Below are 16,954 nucleotides of genomic sequence, written 5' to 3' on the forward strand. Positions count from 1 at the left end.
CCTTTCAGGAAAGGACCCTAGTTTGCGCTCAGTATTTTCGAATGAAAAACGCTAAAAATTGGCAAAACCTTTCAATAAAGTTGATTTAGTGCCACTTCACCTTGTGGGACACTGGGCAGCTCTGAGGAGGAACCATGGCCCTGCGTTTCGATAACCGTTTTTACCGCACTTTCCCGGCACTTTACAGCGCACAGGCACCGGCCACCTTTACCGCACCAGAGCTGGTGGTAGCGAACCCGGCACTGGCCAAGCAGCTCGGCATAGAAGGGCCACTGGCCGCGCAATTTGGTGGCGCCATGCTGCCTGACGGGGCACAGCCACTGGCACAGAAATATGCCGGCCACCAGTTTGGCATTTATAACCCGGCGCTCGGTGACGGCCGGGGGCTGTTACTGGGTGAGGTAATCGATGCCGAAGGCCAGCACTGGGACCTGCATCTCAAAGGCGCCGGCCCGACACCGTATGCCCGTGGCGGCGATGGCCGGGCAGTGCTGCGCTCCTGTATTCGCGAGTTTCTGGCCAGCGAAGCGCTGCACCATCTGGGCATCCCCACCACCCGCGCCTTGTGCGTGGTAGCCGGTGAGCTGCCAGTGCAGCGTGAAACCGTCGAACGCGGCGCCATGCTGACGCGGGTGGCGCGCAGCCACATTCGCTTTGGCCACTTTGAACACTGCTTTCACAGCGGCCAGCATGAACAGCTTCGGGCCCTTAAAGACCATGTTGTGCACTGCCATTGGCCGGATCTGGCCGACCAGCCCAACGGTGTTTTTTTTGAGCGGGTAGTGCACAAAACGGCACAGATGATTGCTCACTGGCAAGCCTATGGCTTTGCCCACGGCGTAATGAACACCGATAACTTTTCTATTCTCGGCGACACCTTCGACTTTGGCCCTTACAGCTTTTTAGACGACTACCGGCCAGGATTTGTCTGTAACCATTCGGATCACAGTGGCCGCTATGCCTTTGATGCCCAGCCGTCCATCGCCCTTTGGAACCTCAACTGCCTGGCCATGGCTTTAAGCCCGTTGATTGACTCCGAACAACTGGTAACAGCCCTCAAGGAATTTCAAAGCGCCCTAGCAGGCCATTATCTGAGGCTTATCGGCCGGCGCCTGGGGTTAAAGCAGGTGAGTGCTGACGACGCCGCATTGATTAACGGCTTTTTAGCGCTGCTGGCGACCCAACAGCAGGACTACTCGCTGGCCTTTCGCTGGCTGAGTCAGACGGATATCACTGCCAAACATCAGCCCTACCGCGACCATTACCCTGATCCGGCGGCGCTGGATAGCTGGACCAGCCAATACCGCGCCCGGTTGCGCCAGCAAGGGGGGATCGACCGCACCGCCATGGATGCGGTAAATCCGCTGTTTGTGCTGCGTAACTACCTGGCCCAGGACGCCATCGCCGCCGCTGAACGCGGTGACTTCACGGTGCTGGCCGCGCTCTATCAGAGCCTGCAAAGCCCTTTTACCGACCACCCCGACAGCCACCACCTGAGCCAGCGCCCCCCGGATAGCGGCAAAGGGTTGGTATTGAGCTGCTCAAGCTGAGGCCACCATGCGTTACGACCCTGAACACGCCACCTTAATGCTGCCTGTCAACAGTAGCTGGGACAGCTTTGCCGATGATATAGCCCCCTGGCTGGAACAGCTGGAGCTACAGGTACACCGGCGCGAAAGTGGCGCCGACCGCCATCAGTGGTGGGTCAGTTTTGAAGGCACCGAACTGCGCCTGGAATATGAAGATCTCTCTGGCTGCACCTGGCTGGCAGCCGATAACGACGATGGCCAGGACGTGTTGGCTTTTTTAACTCGTTTTCATCAATTAAATGCTTAATCAGCAAACAATTTTGACCTGAGTCGCGTCAGCAGTCAGTAAAAGCAGCTATTTTTTACCTTGAGTCAATTCGGCTGGCCTTCTGGACCCAAGGATACTGCTATGGACTGCCCGTCAAAGGTGCTGATTGTTGAAGATGAAGCACTGATCGCGACCAATCTGGCCGAGCAGCTGGAAGACTACGGCTATTGCGTCGTTGGTATAGCCCATTCCGGTGAAGAAGCACTGACAATGATGTCTGACAACCACCCGGATGTGGTGCTGATGGACATTAACCTGGGCACCGGTATTGACGGTATCACCACAGCAGAACGTGCCCGCCGTCTGCATGATGTGCCAGTGATTTATGCCACGGCCTTTAGTGATCTGGACACCGTTACCCGCGCCGCGCGCACTGCACCCTATGGCTACCTGACCAAGCCTTATCAAAGTAACGAAGTGCGTGCCGCCATTGAAGTGGCCATTACCAAGTCTCACCTGGAGCAGGAGCTGCAGGAATCCGAAGCCTGGTTTTCCAGCATTCTTAATGCCGTTGACGATGCCATCATTGCTGTTGATGAGCATAACCAGATGCAGTTTGCTAACCCCGCCGCCTGCCAGCTACTCAGTAACGAGCAGAACAACATACAAGGAAAAGTACTGGAAGATGTCATGACGCTGGCATCGGACGACAATGAGCAAACACTGGCACCCACTTTACAGGCCATTCGCCAGGACAAAGTACAGCACATGATCTATGGCGGCTGGCTGAATCTGGCTTCCGGGCTGCAACGGCGGGTGGATTACACCGCCGCCCCGATCCGCGCCTATGGCGGCGGTATCAATGGCGCGGTGCTGGTAATCCGTGATGCCGAGCCACGCCTGGCTATGGAAAGGGCGCTGAAATCCAGTGAAGTTCGCTTTCAAAAAGCCTTTATGCATTCGGCAGTAGGCGTAGCCCTGGTGACTCTAGATGGCCGTTTCTTACAGATGAACCCGGCATTGGCCAGCTTGCTGGGTCATGACCAGAATGATGAGTTACAAGTGCGTGACTTACTAGCCAGCAACGCTGACAGCCACCAGCTCACCGAAAAAATTCATGACCTGCTGGCAGGCCACTGCCCTTCCTGCCAATTGGAGCTACGCCTAAAAACCCAAGGCGAACAATGGCGCTGGATGCTGATCAACATCGCTATTGTTCATGACGATCACAGTGCACCAGCTTATTTTATCTACCAATTACACGACCTGACCGAACGCAAACAGGCCGAAATGGAGATGCATCAGCTCGCCAACTTTGACGAACTAACCGGCCTGATGAACCGCAACCGTCTGATGAAAGAGCTGGATGAGCTGGTTGCCCGCAGTGCCCTGCATGATGACTATTTTGCTGTCTTGTTCATCGACTTGGACCACTTCAAAGACATCAATGACTCGCTGGGCCATGAGGCCGGCGATCAGCTACTGCAATTTATTGCCGAGCGCATGAAGCTCAGTGCCCGAGGCACTGACCGCCTGGCTCGGCTGGGAGGCGACGAATTTGTGATGCTGCTGCCGGAGCTGCGAGGCCCGGAAAATGCCATGCGCGTTGCTGATAACCTGATAGATAACCTCTCACACAGTTACCGGCTAAACGACTTTGAGGTACAGCTGGGGGTCAGTGTCGGTATCAGTGTCTTTCCCACGGACGCCAAAGAAGCAGCACAACTGCTGAAATTTGCCGACTCGGCGCTGTATCAGGCCAAGGCAGATGGCCGGGGCACTGCCCGCTACTACAGCCCGGACTTTACCCGCCAGCTAACCCGCCGCATGGAGCTGGAGCAGGCACTGCGCCATGCCCGCGAGCGCCAGGAACTGTATTTGGAGTACCAACCCATCTTTTCAACAGCCAGCTTGCAGCTGTGCGGAGCCGAGGTATTGATGCGCTGGCACCACCGGGGCAACCACATCAGCCCCGCGGAATTTATTCCTATTGCTGAAAAATCGAGCCTGATTAATGATCTGGGTCTATGGGCTTTGCGTGAAGCCTGCACTCAGGGCAAGCAGTGGCACAATGCCGGCCAGGACATTCACTTGTCAGTGAATGTCTCCCCGGCACAGTTTCGCGATCCGGCCTTTGTGAGTAACGTCGAAATGGCCCTGGATGAAAGCCTGTTTCCCGCTCGCCGGCTGACCTTGGAGATCACCGAAAATACCCTCTCGGACGTCAATTTATCGCTGAAGGTCCTGCAAGGCCTGCGTCGTCTGGGCGTCAACCTGGCCATTGATGATTTCGGTACCGGCTACTCATCGCTCTCCTACCTGAAACTGTTTAATCCCAAGGTCCTGAAAATCGACCGCTCCTTCGTGCAAGACATCGAAAAGGACGCCAACGACAGAGCCATCGTCAATGCCACCATTGCCATGGCGCAGCAGCTCGGTATGGAAGTCGTAGCAGAAGGCGTGGAAACACAGGGCCAGCTTGATCACCTGCGCCAGCAGGGCTGTGACCGGGTGCAGGGTTTCTTGCTGGGTAAGCCGAAAACCGCTGACGATATTCTCAAGCGGGCCAATAGCTGATGAACCATTTTCGCACCCCCAGCGCCATTATCCTGATCAGCGTTGCGTTGTTGGTGGTGTTTGGCTGGTTTAACCATAACCACCTGCTGATCACGCTGGGCTTTGACGCCATCATGCGTTTTAACACCGCCCTGGGTTTTATTCTCACCGGCTCGGCCATGTTGCTGCTGGGCCAGCAACAACGTCTGTGGTTCTGGCTGTGTAGTCTGACCTTGCTGGCGCTGGCACTGCTTACTTACTTGCAATACCCGCTACAGCAAAACTGGGGCATCGATCAGCTATTGCTCACCGACTGGGCGCCACCGGAGCAGGGGCAATTCCCCGGCCGCATGTCACCAGCCACCAGCCTGAGCTTTGTAGTGCTGGCCGTCGGCCTGATCTTTCTTGCTCTGTACCGTACGCCGCTCTTGTTGTCCTGGCTGAGCAACGCGGTCGTACTGACCATCAGCCTGTTTACGCTGCTGGCTTACCTGTCTGGCGATAAACACAGCCTGCTGAGCCAGTTTTCTTCCGGTATGGCCTTTCACACGGCATTGCTGATGGCCATTGCCAGCGCCAGCTTATTGTTTTACTGCTTGCGCCATACTCCGCAAGGAGAGCGTTTGTATGCCATTCCGCTGTCGTTATTTTTGTCTTTGATCGTCATTGGCTCCTTTGCCTCGATGAACCTCTATCAGTTGGAGAGCACCAAGCACCAGGCAGCGGTAGAAAGTCTCATCAAACAGCAGACGTTGCTGCTCCAGGAAAGACTCACCTTCTTACAGCAAGCCCTGCGCCGCATGGCGCTGCGGCTAAAAACTGACGAGGGCTTTGAAAGCCGTGGCTGGGCTGCTGACGTCAAAACCTATCAGCAGGACTTCCCGGAACTACTGCACCTGCATATTGAAAACCAGCCCGCCGACAGCGTCGCCCGTTTCCACAACGGGCAATTAACCCTTTATTCGCCCATCGACCAACAGCGCCGACTGGTCAGTGAAGTCAGTGAAAAATTGCTTTTTGCAAAAACGGCCAGTCACCTTCAGGAAGTGCTCAGCATCACCACCAGCCAGGCTGCCAGTGCTAATGCCACGCTCAATCTGGGCACTGTCGATGTACCGCTGAAAATCCACATCAGAAGCGATCACCTGGCTTATAACTCACCGATGATCCTGATGGTGTCGTCAGTATTGGGTGCCATCACCATGGCCATTATCAGTGTGCTGATCATCCGCGCCCGTAACCGCCACCGGGAGCTGGAGCAGACTTACCACAAACTGGCTGATGCCGAGTTGCGTAGCTCGACGCTACTGGAAATGGCACCGGGTGCGGTGATCCTGGTCAATGCTGCGGGTCTTATCATCTACACCAACCAGCAGGCGCGGAAGCTGTTTGGATACGAACAGGATGAAATGCTGGGCCACCCTATTGAAATATTGATACCCGGCGATCTTCGCCAGCAGCATCAGCAGGTACGGCAAAACTACATGCAGCAGCCTCGCTTTCGGGAAATGGGCACAAACCTCGATCTGGAAGGGCAACGTCAGGATGGCACGTGCTTTCCGCTGGATGTGATGCTCAGCCCCATTCCCATGGGTGGCGAGAACGCCGTTATGGCCATAGCCCGGGATGTGTCAGACAAGCGCGCCGCCGACAAAAAGATCCGCGAAAACCTGCTGGAAAAGGAAGTCTTGCTCAAGGAGGTTTATCACCGGGTTAAAAACAATATGCAGATTGTCGCCAGCATGCTGCATATGCAAATCCGCAGTGCCGAGGCCCCGGAAGCGGAAAAAAGTCTGCGCGAAGCGGCCAGCCGGGTCAAAGCCATGGCTTTGGTGCACGAACGGCTTTATCAGTCAAAACAGCTCAGCACTATTGACGTAAATACTTACGTTCATGAACTGGTACGCGATCTCAACAGCAGCCTGGGGCGAACAACGGTACCGGTGCAGCTCAAGATCAGTGCCGCCTTTTTTGCTCCGGAGCACATGATCCCACTTGGCCTGATCCTCAACGAGTTGCTGACCAATGCCATCAAGTACGCCGGCGATACAGCGGGTGGTCAGGTTTGCGTGACCTTTACCGAGCTTGCTCCGCAGCATTATCAACTAACAGTGCAGGATAATGGCCCCGGTATGCCACCGGAAATAGATCCCCTGACCACACCATCGCTAGGTTTGAAGCTGGTACGCACCCTGACCAAACAATTGGGAGGCGACTTACAGTTCGGTTATGACAACGGAGCAGTGGTGACAGTGCAGTTTCGTCTGCGACAGGCGCCGGACAGCGCTGATTAATCCGCCATGACAATGGCGTCCCGACCGCTGTGCTTGGCCTGGTAAAGTGCCCGGTCTGCGTTTTTCACCCAATCCTGGTCAGTAAAGGTGGTTCCACTGAGGGCGGCGATACCCATGCTGATGGTGATGACTAACGCTTTGTCATCGGCCATGGCCGGGTGTGCCGCCAGCTTTTCGCGTAACCGCTCTGCCAGTTGCGCCGCTTGCTCGGCATTGGTATCAACCAACAACAGGGCAAATTCCTCACCACCATAACGGCCGGCTTTGTCAGTGGAACGTAACGTCTCACGCAGTAGCGCGGCCACATGCTGCAGCACTTTGTCACCGGCCTGGTGGCCGTGTTCATCATTGACCTGCTTGAAGTGGTCAATATCAAACATCACCAGCGCACTGGTACCACCGCTGCGGCGGCAACGGTTAAATTCGTCCTGCAAGGCATTTTCCCAGGAGCGGCGGTTCAGCAGGCCGGTGAGAGGGTCAGTGCGAGACAACACCGAAAGCCGTTGATTGGCTTCTTCCAGTGCCTGGCGCGAGTTGGCGGCTTCGGTGACATCAGACACCACTATTGCCACCCGCTCCACATGGCCTTTGTCATCGGGCATGGGAATAAAGGTGAGATTCTGGAACATACTCACCGAACGGCCGGTCAGCGGCCGGTAAGAGGTAAACGGAAATAGCTGCGGGCGCTGTTCCCAGGAGGTGAAGGTGGTGGTATTAAGCGCCATAACTGTATCTACTTTCTGGCGCAACCACTGTTCCGGTAGTTCGGGGAAGGTCGCAAACAGGGGCTGTTCTTTGATGTCACTGAAGGCCTGGCCAGAGTGGTTGGCCATAAACTCATTCCAGAAGCGAATACGGTACTGACGGTCTACCACCACTAGCCCGACATCCAGGCAATCCAACACGCCCAGCAATTGCTGAATATCTGATAGTGAGTGGTCGAGCATCTCAGTTCACCAGTTGTTTGAGGCGCTGCTCCAGCGCCGGTAGTGAGGCTGGCGTAATGGCCAGCACCAGCTCCTGATGCAAATTATGCTCGGCAACCTGGTAGCCAAAACGGATACACAGCACGTTGCGGTCATCCATATTCTGCAGATTACGGATGCCATCACGTTCCAGAATAATGGGGTGGCCCTGGCTGAACGCCAATTGCAGCTGGCTGGCCATGCCTTTGAGGCAGATACCGATCAAAATCGTCGACAGCGCGATCATCAAGGCTTCTTCTTCGGCCTGTTCGACCTGCATCCCCATCAGCCTGGCCATGCCATGGGCTTCATCACTGGACAGCTCCATCAGCACTTCACCGCTGATACCTGCGCCCACAAAGCCTTGACTGATAACCTGGTGGCCGGGGCGGGTTTGCCATTGTTCCAGCAAGTCTTGCAGTTCCCGGGCCGGTAACGCCTGAATACGTGGCACCGGGATCTGTACAAAAACATTGTAAATACCCGCCAAGGTGCCAGCAGCACGGCCCATGGCCACATTAGCCACTTCCCGGAGCACTTCCATACGGTCCGGGCCTTCACCCGTCGGCGTTTCTTTGCCGGGATGCTGGCGCTGGGCAGCACTGATTAGTTTCAGTTCAAACAGTGCGTCAAGAAGGGTTTGGCGCTCCAGGGGCTTGGGCAGGAAAGCCAGCGCGCCCATTTCCATAACCTGGGCCCGGGCCTTGGGCTGAATATCGCCGGAAATCACAATAACGCGGCAGTCTGACTGACGGGCATGCAAAGCCGCCAGCACCTGGTAACCGTCCAGGTCTGGCATATTCAAATCCAGAAATAGCAGATCCCCTTGCCCATCCTGCACTTGCTCCAAGGCTTCACGGCCACTGGCCGCAAAGTGCTGCTCGTCGGCAAACCCTTTAGGAAGCGAGCGCGCCAGAAAATTTCTGGCCAGGCGGGAATCGTCACAAATAATGACGCGGGCGCCCAATGCTGTTTAATCCTTCAACTTCGCGGCAGCTAGTGTCGGATCTTTGGCCAGCTACCGTCAACCCAAAAAAAGCATTTTTGCAAACAACAACATAGATATTGCCTAGTCCAACGAACAGGGAGCCCTTGCATCCCCCGCCAGCACTGATTAGGCTTCGCTCCGGTTACCGGGTTCCCTCACCCCGGCATGAAAAAGGACTGACAATGCAATCACCCTACCATCGAGCCTTGCTGGCCCTAGTGGCTTTGCATATTTTGGTGATCACCGTCTCAAACTATCTGGTGCAGTTCCCCTTCACACTGTGGGGATTACATACCACTTGGGGCGCTTTTACCTTTCCATTTATTTTTCTCGCCACTGACCTGACTGTTCGGCTGCTGGGTGCGCCGTTAGCCAGGCAGGTAATTGCCCGGGTGATGATACCGGCTTTGTTGATAAGTTACGGGGTGAGCACGGCCATGAGCCAGGAGCCGGCACTGTTCAACCTGGCCATTGCCCGTATCGCACTGGCATCTTTTCTGGCGTATTTGTTGGGACAGTTACTGGACATCCAGGTCTTTAATCGCCTGCGCCAGTATCAGTGGTGGTTAGCGCCACTACTTTCCACCGTGGTGGGTAATCTGGCAGATACTCTGGTGTTTTTTGCGGTGGCTTTTTATGGCAGCAGTAATGCTTTTATGGCAATACATTGGCTGGCCATTGCCCTGTTTGACTATGGCTTCAAACTGCTCATTAGCCTGCTGTGTTTTTTACCGCTGTACGGGTGGTTACTGGAGCGGCTATTGCAACGCCGTCAGTCACTGGCCTGGACGATGCGATAAGCGCAGCGCTGGCCATCATCAAGCAGGTGTTCTACCCGGCTGACCTGCACATCACTGCCCAGACAATGGCTGAACAGGGTCAGCTCAGAGCGGCAAAATTGCTGGCAATGTTGGGCTGCCGAGCAGATCGGGCAGTGGTGTTCAACCAGCAGCCACTGCCCCGGCGCCAGTGTTTCGACTTCCGCCATATAGCCTTCGGCACTGCGCAGCTTGGCTAACGTGGCCAAGCGCTCGGCAACAGGGGCGTTGTGATCAATGGCTTGCTGGTAAACCGCTTGCATTTGCTGCTCACGGTGACTAACCACTTTTTCCAGACCGGCTTCGCCAAACAGGTCGCGTACGCTATCAATCATGGTCAGCATCAAGTCAGCATGACGTTCCGGAAAGCGGGCATGACCCGTTTCCGTCAACCGCCACACTCGTGCAGGCCGGCCAACAGCCCGCTTTTCCATCTGGCTTTCCACTAAGCCCTGCTCTTCAGCAGCCAGCAGGTGCTGGCGAGCACCCATGGCGGTCATCCCCAGTTGCGCCGACAACGCTTGTGCGCTTTGCGGCCCCTGGGTTTTCAGTAAGTAAAGAATGCGTGTCATGCTCGGCATGGCACCATTATGCGCCGCAACGACAACTCGACTCAATGCTGAAACCGCTTGACACGATAACGATAATGGTTATCATTAGCAAAGTATCGTATTTGCAATACGGCACTACACGACATTGCTCACCTTCCAGCCGGCCTCCCGCCGGCTGTTTTTTTAACTGAGCCGTAAAACCTCTTTGACCAGTTTATCAATGCCACTTTTGGCTTCGAGAATGTTGCCAGCCAGCATGTAAGCCGGTGTAGAGACTATTTTTCGCGCTTCATCGACCCGGAACTCATCCACCGGGCAAGACTGATGCTGGCCCCCCATAGCATTGAATGCCGCGGCTGTGTCAGCGTCAGTACCAATAGTGCCACTAGCCCCATCACCATAGACTTTCGGGATCATCACCGGGGCAATACAGATATAACCCACGGGTTTGTTGGCCTCTGCAAAGCTGCGCAAAGCGGCGAGGACATCCGCCTGGATCTGGCAATCAGCGCCGCTAACAGCGAAGTCACAGAGGTTTTTTGCCGCTCCAAAGCCACCAGGTACAATCAAGGCATCAAAATCACTGGCCTGAAGTTTAGCCACGTCAGTGATCTCACCGCGGGTAATGCGCGACGCTTCAACCAACACATTGCGACTCTCTGCCATTGCCTCGCCCGTGAGGTGATTGATTACCTGTAACTGTTCAACATTCGGGGCAAACACTTTTACCTCGGCTCCCGCTTGTGCCAATGCCAACAACGTTAAAACCGATTCGTAAATTTCGGCACCATCGAAAACCCCACAGCCACTGAGGATCACCGCGACTTTTTTCATTACTGTCTCCTGCACTGTTTCGCCCTAGGGTAGGGCGCTGATCACAGCTTGTCACCCGTTGCCTAAAAAAGGTATTGCACATATTTCAGGCAGTGCTATTCTGGCTATCGGCTTTTTACAAAGCCTCAACAATTCAGCACCGTCAGGAATAGTGTTACTCACAAGCAGGGAATTGCTGTCCACATCCCCGCCCGACTGTGCACAACATCGCCAGACCCTTTCACAGCGTGGCTCTCAGCAGATCGCCATGACGCTAACTGCCTTTGCAGCTGGCGGCCCGGGTTATTTCCTCAACAGACTTATCCACAGGCTGTGAGTTTCCTCCCGACGGCCCCTATGGCATGCTTGGCGCCATCAACAAAGATCAGGATCTCCTATGGCTGCCAACGTCGAAAATCCGCTCATTCTGGTGGATGGCTCTTCCTACCTGTACCGTGCTTTTTATGCGCCGCCGCACCTGACCAATTCCGCCGGCGAACCCACCGGGGCCGTCTACGGTGTCGTTAACATGCTCAAAAGCCTGTTGCGTCAGTACCAGCCCAGCCAGATGGCGGTAGTCTTTGATGCCAAGGGCAAAACCTTTCGCGACGACCTGTTTGAACAATACAAGGCACAACGCCCGGCAATGCCAGATGACCTGCGCAGCCAGGTAGCGCCTCTGCATGCGCTGGTCAAGGCCATGGGACTGCCGCTGATCATCATTGAAGGGGTCGAAGCCGACGACGTCATTGGCACCCTGGCCCGCAAGGCGTCTGCCGAAGGCCAAGCGGTGCTGATTTCCACCGGTGACAAGGACATGGCGCAGCTGGTGGACGACAACATCACCCTCATCAATACCATGACCAACACCGTGCTGGATCCGGCTGGCGTCGGCGATAAATTCGGCGTAGGCCCTGAGCTGATCATCGATTTTCTGGCACTGATGGGCGATAAGGTCGACAACATTCCCGGTGTCCCTGGTGTCGGTGAAAAAACCGCACTGGGACTGCTGCAAGGGCTGGGCAGCCTGGACGATATTTACCAAAACCTCGACAAGGTGGCCGAGCTGGGCTTTCGCGGTGCCAAGAGCCTGGGCCAGAAACTGGCTGACAACGAAGAGCAGGCCCGGCTGTCCTATCTGCTGGCTACTATTAAAACCGATGTTGACCTCAGTGACGAACAGCTCGATTTAACCATCAAAACCGCCGACCGTGATGCTTTGGTGCAGTTATATGGCAAGCTGGAGTTTCGCCGCTGGTTGGCCGAAGTACTGGACGAAGACACCACAGCAGTGGCCCCGGCCGCCAGTACCGAACAAGCCGCACCACAGATTGACCGGGGGCAATACCAGCTGGTCAACAGTCCTGAGCAGCTGCGCCACTGGCTAGACAAACTGACTGGCGCCCCATTGTTTGCCTTTGATACCGAAACCACCTCTTTGGATTACATGAAGGCCGATCTGGTGGGCTTTTCAGTGGCCACAAGCGCTGGTGAAGCGGCGTATATCCCGTTTGGCCACAGCCAGTTGGACGAAACAACCCAGCTAGATCGCGACTGCGTGTTGGAGGCTTTCAAACCCCTGCTGGAAAGTGCCGAGCACAAGAAGGTGGGGCAGAACCTCAAGTATGACATGAGCGTTCTGGCAAACCACGGCATCGCCCTGCAGGGAATTGCCTTTGACACCATGCTGGAAAGCTATGTACTCAACTCCGTAGCCGGCCGCCATGACATGGACAGCCTGTCACTTAAGTATTTGTCTCATAAAGCCATCAGCTTTGAGGACGTTGCCGGCAAGGGCGCCAAACAGCTGACCTTTGATCAGGTTACCATCAGTGAAGCAGCTGTGTACGCCGCCGAAGATGCCGACATCACCTTGCGTTTGCATCAGACGCTGTGGCCGATGCTGGAAAAAGAACCCGCCCTGAAAACCGTCTTTGATGACATCGAGCTGCCTCTGGTGCCGGTGCTGTCGCGCATGGAGCGAACCGGAGTACTGATCAACAAACAACTACTGGCAACCCAAAGCCAGGAGCTGGCAGAACGGATCTCCACCTTGCAGCAACAAGCCTATGAGCTGGCCGGTGAAGAATTTAACCTCGCCAGCCCCAAACAGCTGCAGGGGATCCTGTTCGACAAAATGGCTATCAAGCCGCTGAAAAAAACCCCTTCCGGGGCGCCCTCGGTTGCCGAAGAAGTGCTTCAGGAGCTGGCCCACGATCACCCGTTACCCAAGGTGATCCTCGAATACCGCAGCCTGGCCAAACTCAAATCCACTTACACCGATAAGCTGCCACTGCTTATCCACGAGCATACCGGCCGGGTACATACCAGTTACCATCAGGCAGTAACGGCCACCGGCCGGCTGTCGTCTTCCGACCCGAATTTACAAAACATTCCGGTGCGCAGCGAAGAAGGCCGGCGTATTCGCAAAGCCTTTGTGGCGCCGCCGGGGCGCTGCATTCTTGCCGCCGACTACTCGCAGATAGAACTGCGTATCATGGCGCACCTGTCTGGTGATCAGGGGCTGCTGGATGCCTTTGCTCAAAATCGCGATATTCACGCCGCCACTGCCGCCGAAGTCTTCGGCGTGGCCCTGGAAGATGTCACCAGTGAACAGCGTCGCCGCGCAAAAGCCATAAACTTCGGCCTGATCTATGGCATGTCGGCGTTTGGCCTGGCTCGCCAGCTGGACATCAGCCGTAGTGAAGCCCAAGGCTACATGGATACCTATTTCGAACGTTATCCGGGCGTCCTGCAATACATGGAAAACACCCGCCAGCGTGCCGAGCAGCAAGGTTTTGTGGAAACCCTGTTTGGCCGCCGCCTGTACTTGCCCGATATCAAAGCCCGCAATCAGGGCCGCAAAAAAGCTGCAGAGCGTGCCGCTATCAACGCTCCGATGCAGGGCACCGCGGCTGATATCATCAAAAAAGCGATGATCGCCGTTGATCAATGGATAACCGAGCAAGCCAGTGACAAAGTCAGCCTGCTGATGCAGGTACACGATGAACTGGTGCTGGAAGTGGAACAGGGTTTTGCCGACCAGGCCGCTGCAGAACTGAGCCGGCTGATGGAAGCGGCGGCAGAGCTTAAAGTGCCACTGAAAGTAGAAGCGGGTATCGGCAGCTCCTGGGAGGAGGCTCACTAACGTTGTAATAAAACCTCAAAAATGGCGAATATTTTGGTCAAAAACGAAATAATTGCCTTAAAAACCATCGTAATGAAAAAAAATTACAAAAAAATCTTCTCATCACGACGGTGAGTCGCTAGACTGAAGGTGTAGGGTATATAAGACTCTGAACGTTGAGTCTTTTGTTTCACGTAGTGGATTTGGCTACAAATAGCCGCCTCGCTTCATTGAAGTGGGGCGTTTTTTTTATCCGCAACAGACTGTTCTGAACTTTTTTAGAGTAAATACTTCAAATCGGTCAAAAGTTGCGTTACCTTGTAGGTGCTGCATAACCGTCAGGCCTTCAAACAGCCTGTGGTGATTTTCTGCTGACTTATTAGCTTCTCCCCCAAAAGAGCTAATATTTGCATCCGGTGGTTTACCACCGGATTTTTTTTGCCTGTATGCCGAGCCGTTACTCTGTCGGCTCGTCGTCAGCAGCGGCTGCCGGTGCAGTCAACAACCACTGGCTAAGGTGACGACGCACTTCATCAACACCAATGCCTCTTAACGCCGACATGGCAACCACCGTCACATCACCACCAAAAGCCAGAGCCGCCTCGCGACATTGCAGCACGGTATTCTTGCGGGCACCGCTTTTGAGTTTGTCTGCCTTGGTCAGCACCGCCAGCACCGGCAATCCTGACTCAACCGCCCAGAAAATCAGATCCTGGTCGATATCCTTGAAGGGATGCCGAATATCCATCAACACCACCAGACCACGCAAACAGTCCCGCTTTTGCAAATACTCAGAGAGGCTGGCCTGCCACTTTTCTTTCATCGCCAGCGGCACTTTGGCAAAGCCATAGCCCGGCAAATCCACCAGATGATGCTGATCGCTGACAGCAAACAGGTTGATCAACTGTGTACGCCCCGGCGTTTTGGAGGTACGAGCCAACTGCCGGTGGCTGGTGATGGCGTTCAGGGCGCTGGATTTACCGGCATTGGAACGGCCGGCAAAGGCAATTTCTACTCCCTGGTGGCGCGGCAAATGACGAATGTCAGGAGCAGAGGTAATGAAGCGGGCTTGTTTGAAATCAATTTCTGTCATGGAATTCATCGGGTTTGTGACGCCGCAGTTAAAGACAAGGTTGAATTTTTGTGTACAATACGGGCAGCTTGAAACGCAGCCGGCAAGCGACTTTGGCAAAGTTGCGTTACCTAATGTTAACAACCTTGCTGGCACTGAGATAATTCTAACATGTCAGACGACCAGATAACGGGCTGGTTGTGTCGGACGTGTCGTGGACATTGAAACAACAGAACGGATCATCATGAAAAGAATCGCACTAGCACTGATGCTGCTGGCCGGTTGTTCAACGCTGGCGCAGGCAGCTGGCAATGCCGAAGCAGGTAAAGCAAAGTCGGCGACATGCGCCGCCTGTCATGGTCCCGATGGCAACAGCCCACTGGCCATGTACCCCAAAATTGCTGGCCAGCATGCCAGTTATCTGCTCAAGCAGCTGCAAAACTTCAAGCTGGCCATGCAGACCGGTGGTAAAGAAGGCCGCAGTAACGCGGTCATGGGCGGCATGGTGATGCCACTGTCAGAACAGGACATGGAAGATCTGGCGGCCTATTTTGCCAGCCAAACCATGACCCCGGGTAGCACCCCCAAAGACGTTGTTGCCGCAGGCCAGAAACTCTTTATGGGCGGTGACATGAGCCGGGGCATCTCTGCTTGTGTAGCCTGCCATGGCCCTCGCGGCGATGGCCATAGCCTGGCCAAATATCCGGATATCTCCGGCCAGCACCCTGACTACATCAAAGCCCAGCTGGAAGCCTTTCGAGCCGGCACTCGGGCCAACGACCCCAATGGCATGATGCGGGACATTGCCGCCAAACTCAGCGATAAGGACATCGACACCCTGTCCAAGTATTTGTCAGGCCTGCACTAGGCACCGCATAACAAAAAAGGCACCAAATGGTGCCTTTTTCATAACTGTGATCCAGTACGAATTTTTGGCAATGATTCGCTGTTCAGCCTTCATAAAGGTTGCACCCCAAGATCGGGGGCGGTAGGTTGAGTGCGTCGCAAGGTTTGCTGGCCTGCTCTAACCAGGCAGGTACGAAGGAAACGGCAATAAGGTCAGGAAGACCAACGCCAACAAACCTTTGGGAAAAGCGCCAATCAACCAAAATGGAAAGGCCGCAAGGCTGGACCCCATGGAAGATGAAGAAAGCGTCGGGAATGACGTGAAAATAATAACCACGCAAGGAAGCTGGTAAAAATAAAATGGAAATCCTCGGCACCGAAAAACAACAATAACGGCTGCTGCGATGGGAAAGTGTCAAATTAGACACAAGGGATAAGGCGATGGCATGTACATCGCCTTTTTCTTTGCCTGACTGTCCCGTAAAATGCCGTCCATGCATCCATGCCCACTGTGCCATGCGCCCGTATCTCCTTACGCTGAAGACAAACACCGCCGCTACTGGCAGTGCCAATGTTGCCGGCTGGTTTTTGCCGATCCGGCCAGCCACCTGGCAGCGGCGGCAGAAAAGGCGGTTTATGATCTACACCAGAACAGTGCCGATGACGACGGTTACCGGCGCTTTCTTGAGCGCCTGAGCATCCCCTTGCTGGCCCGCCTGCAGCCCGGCCAGCGTGGGCTCGATTTTGGGTGCGGCCCAGGGCCGGTATTGGCAAGCATGCTGGAGAAAGCCGGCATGCAGATGACAACCTTCGACCCGTTTTATGCCCCGGACCCGCAGCGGCTGAACAGCTGTTATGACTTTGTCACCTGCACTGAAGTGGTTGAACACTTTCAGCAGCCGGCACAAAGCTGGCAACAGCTGGCCGACCTGGTCCGGCCCGGTGGCTGGCTGGGCATTATGACGAAACTGGTAATAAGCCCGGCGCGTTTCGCCAGCTGGCATTACAAGAATGACCCGACTCACGTCAGCTTTTACAGCGAAGCGACTTTTGCCTGGCTCGCCAGCCGGCACGGCTTTAGCTGGCAACGGCTCGACACCGACGTATTGCTGTTGCAAAAAAGGTAA

General features: G+C 55.1%; 14 protein-coding genes. 8 read left to right on the plus strand and 6 right to left on the minus strand.

What is annotated here, in order from left to right; translation table 11 throughout:
- Positions 1 to 134: 134 nt before the first annotated feature.
- The 4 genes from WDB70_RS12930 to WDB70_RS12945 all read left to right on the plus strand — a co-directional run bounded on the left by WDB70_RS12930 (position 135) and on the right by WDB70_RS12945 (position 6,647).
- Positions 135 to 1,550, plus strand: coding sequence for a protein adenylyltransferase SelO (locus tag WDB70_RS12930; RefSeq protein WP_406664991.1), 1,416 nt, complete (start codon positions 135 to 137; stop codon positions 1,548 to 1,550).
- 7 nt (positions 1,551 to 1,557) lie between these two features.
- A complete protein-coding gene (locus tag WDB70_RS12935; protein WP_406664993.1) occupies positions 1,558 to 1,836 on the plus strand; it encodes a DUF3630 family protein in 279 nt (92 codons plus the stop codon).
- 102 nt (positions 1,837 to 1,938) lie between these two features.
- Positions 1,939 to 4,374: an EAL domain-containing protein gene (locus tag WDB70_RS12940; RefSeq protein ID WP_406664995.1), complete on the plus strand. Its 2,436-nt coding sequence runs from the start codon at positions 1,939 to 1,941 to the stop codon at positions 4,372 to 4,374.
- Positions 4,374 to 6,647, plus strand: coding sequence for a sensor histidine kinase (locus WDB70_RS12945; protein WP_406664997.1), 2,274 nt, complete (start codon positions 4,374 to 4,376; stop codon positions 6,645 to 6,647). The genes WDB70_RS12940 and WDB70_RS12945 overlap by 1 nt, the downstream gene beginning before the upstream one ends.
- Here the strand turns inward: WDB70_RS12945 and WDB70_RS12950 are convergent.
- Both WDB70_RS12950 and WDB70_RS12955 read right to left on the minus strand, forming a co-directional pair.
- The gene (locus tag WDB70_RS12950) at positions 6,644 to 7,594 is read right to left on the minus strand and encodes a diguanylate cyclase (protein WP_406664999.1); all 951 of its coding nucleotides are present in this window, start codon (positions 7,592 to 7,594) and stop codon (positions 6,644 to 6,646) included. The two genes, WDB70_RS12945 and WDB70_RS12950, sit on opposite strands and share 4 nt — an antisense overlap.
- Before the next feature lies 1 nt (position 7,595).
- Positions 7,596 to 8,579 (minus strand): response regulator, encoded by a 984-nt coding sequence (locus WDB70_RS12955; protein WP_406665001.1) that lies wholly within the window; start codon positions 8,577 to 8,579, stop codon positions 7,596 to 7,598.
- Positions 8,580 to 8,782: 203 nt separating this feature from the next.
- Here WDB70_RS12955 and WDB70_RS12960 point away from each other — a divergent pair, with 203 nt between their 5' ends.
- Positions 8,783 to 9,400 carry a 7-cyano-7-deazaguanine/7-aminomethyl-7-deazaguanine transporter gene (locus tag WDB70_RS12960; protein ID WP_406665003.1) on the plus strand — a complete coding sequence of 206 codons (618 nt, stop codon included), beginning with the start codon at positions 8,783 to 8,785 and terminating at the stop codon, positions 9,398 to 9,400.
- Here the strand turns inward: WDB70_RS12960 and WDB70_RS12965 are convergent.
- Both WDB70_RS12965 and elbB read right to left on the minus strand, forming a co-directional pair.
- Positions 9,373 to 9,990: a helix-turn-helix transcriptional regulator gene (locus WDB70_RS12965; RefSeq protein ID WP_406665005.1), complete on the minus strand. Its 618-nt coding sequence runs from the start codon at positions 9,988 to 9,990 to the stop codon at positions 9,373 to 9,375. The two genes, WDB70_RS12960 and WDB70_RS12965, sit on opposite strands and share 28 nt — an antisense overlap.
- 162 nt (positions 9,991 to 10,152) lie before the next feature.
- Positions 10,153 to 10,803, minus strand: coding sequence for an isoprenoid biosynthesis glyoxalase ElbB (gene elbB / locus WDB70_RS12970; protein WP_406665007.1), 651 nt, complete (start codon positions 10,801 to 10,803; stop codon positions 10,153 to 10,155).
- A gap of 376 nt (positions 10,804 to 11,179) precedes the next feature.
- On the opposite strand from elbB, the gene polA reads away from it, so the two are divergent.
- On the plus strand, positions 11,180 to 13,930 hold the full coding sequence (polA, locus tag WDB70_RS12975; protein ID WP_406665009.1) for a DNA polymerase I: 2,751 nt from the start codon (positions 11,180 to 11,182) through the stop codon (positions 13,928 to 13,930).
- Between the two features lie 436 nt (positions 13,931 to 14,366).
- Here the strand turns inward: polA and yihA are convergent, their stop codons facing one another.
- On the minus strand, positions 14,367 to 15,002 hold the full coding sequence (gene yihA / locus WDB70_RS12980; protein ID WP_406665011.1) for a ribosome biogenesis GTP-binding protein YihA/YsxC: 636 nt from the start codon (positions 15,000 to 15,002) through the stop codon (positions 14,367 to 14,369).
- Between the two features lie 223 nt (positions 15,003 to 15,225).
- On the opposite strand from yihA, the gene WDB70_RS12985 reads away from it, so the two are divergent.
- A complete protein-coding gene (locus WDB70_RS12985) occupies positions 15,226 to 15,849 on the plus strand; it encodes a c-type cytochrome (RefSeq protein ID WP_406665013.1) in 624 nt (207 codons plus the stop codon).
- 82 nt (positions 15,850 to 15,931) lie between these two features.
- Here the strand turns inward: WDB70_RS12985 and WDB70_RS12990 are convergent, their stop codons facing one another.
- On the minus strand, positions 15,932 to 16,345 hold the full coding sequence (locus tag WDB70_RS12990; protein WP_406665015.1) for a hypothetical protein: 414 nt from the start codon (positions 16,343 to 16,345) through the stop codon (positions 15,932 to 15,934).
- Here WDB70_RS12990 and WDB70_RS12995 point away from each other — a divergent pair.
- Positions 16,322 to 16,954 (plus strand): class I SAM-dependent methyltransferase, encoded by a 633-nt coding sequence (locus WDB70_RS12995; RefSeq protein ID WP_406665017.1) that lies wholly within the window; start codon positions 16,322 to 16,324, stop codon positions 16,952 to 16,954. The two genes, WDB70_RS12990 and WDB70_RS12995, sit on opposite strands and share 24 nt — an antisense overlap.

Source organism: Gallaecimonas aegicerasi (assembly GCF_045291545.1).
In the GTDB taxonomy this organism is placed as follows: domain Bacteria; phylum Pseudomonadota; class Gammaproteobacteria; order Enterobacterales; family Gallaecimonadaceae; genus Gallaecimonas.

Bases quoted from the DNA above. Each gene is read 5' to 3' on its own strand.
- WDB70_RS12945 (WP_406664997.1), top strand. From the start codon at position 4,374: ATGAACCATTTTCGCACCCCCAGCGCCATTATCCTGATCAGCGTTGCG.
- WDB70_RS12995 (WP_406665017.1), top strand. From the start codon at position 16,322: ATGCATCCATGCCCACTGTGCCATGCGCCCGTATCTCCTTACGCTGAA.
- WDB70_RS12930 (WP_406664991.1), top strand. From the start codon at position 135: ATGGCCCTGCGTTTCGATAACCGTTTTTACCGCACTTTCCCGGCACTT.
- WDB70_RS12940 (WP_406664995.1), top strand. From the start codon at position 1,939: ATGGACTGCCCGTCAAAGGTGCTGATTGTTGAAGATGAAGCACTGATC.
- WDB70_RS12990 (WP_406665015.1), bottom strand. From the start codon at position 16,345: ATGGCACAGTGGGCATGGATGCATGGACGGCATTTTACGGGACAGTCA.
- WDB70_RS12965 (WP_406665005.1), bottom strand. From the start codon at position 9,990: ATGACACGCATTCTTTACTTACTGAAAACCCAGGGGCCGCAAAGCGCA.
- WDB70_RS12960 (WP_406665003.1), top strand. From the start codon at position 8,783: ATGCAATCACCCTACCATCGAGCCTTGCTGGCCCTAGTGGCTTTGCAT.
- yihA (WP_406665011.1), bottom strand. From the start codon at position 15,002: ATGACAGAAATTGATTTCAAACAAGCCCGCTTCATTACCTCTGCTCCT.
- elbB (WP_406665007.1), bottom strand. From the start codon at position 10,803: ATGAAAAAAGTCGCGGTGATCCTCAGTGGCTGTGGGGTTTTCGATGGT.
- polA (WP_406665009.1), top strand. From the start codon at position 11,180: ATGGCTGCCAACGTCGAAAATCCGCTCATTCTGGTGGATGGCTCTTCC.
- WDB70_RS12935 (WP_406664993.1), top strand. From the start codon at position 1,558: ATGCGTTACGACCCTGAACACGCCACCTTAATGCTGCCTGTCAACAGT.
- WDB70_RS12985 (WP_406665013.1), top strand. From the start codon at position 15,226: ATGAAAAGAATCGCACTAGCACTGATGCTGCTGGCCGGTTGTTCAACG.
- WDB70_RS12950 (WP_406664999.1), bottom strand. From the start codon at position 7,594: ATGCTCGACCACTCACTATCAGATATTCAGCAATTGCTGGGCGTGTTG.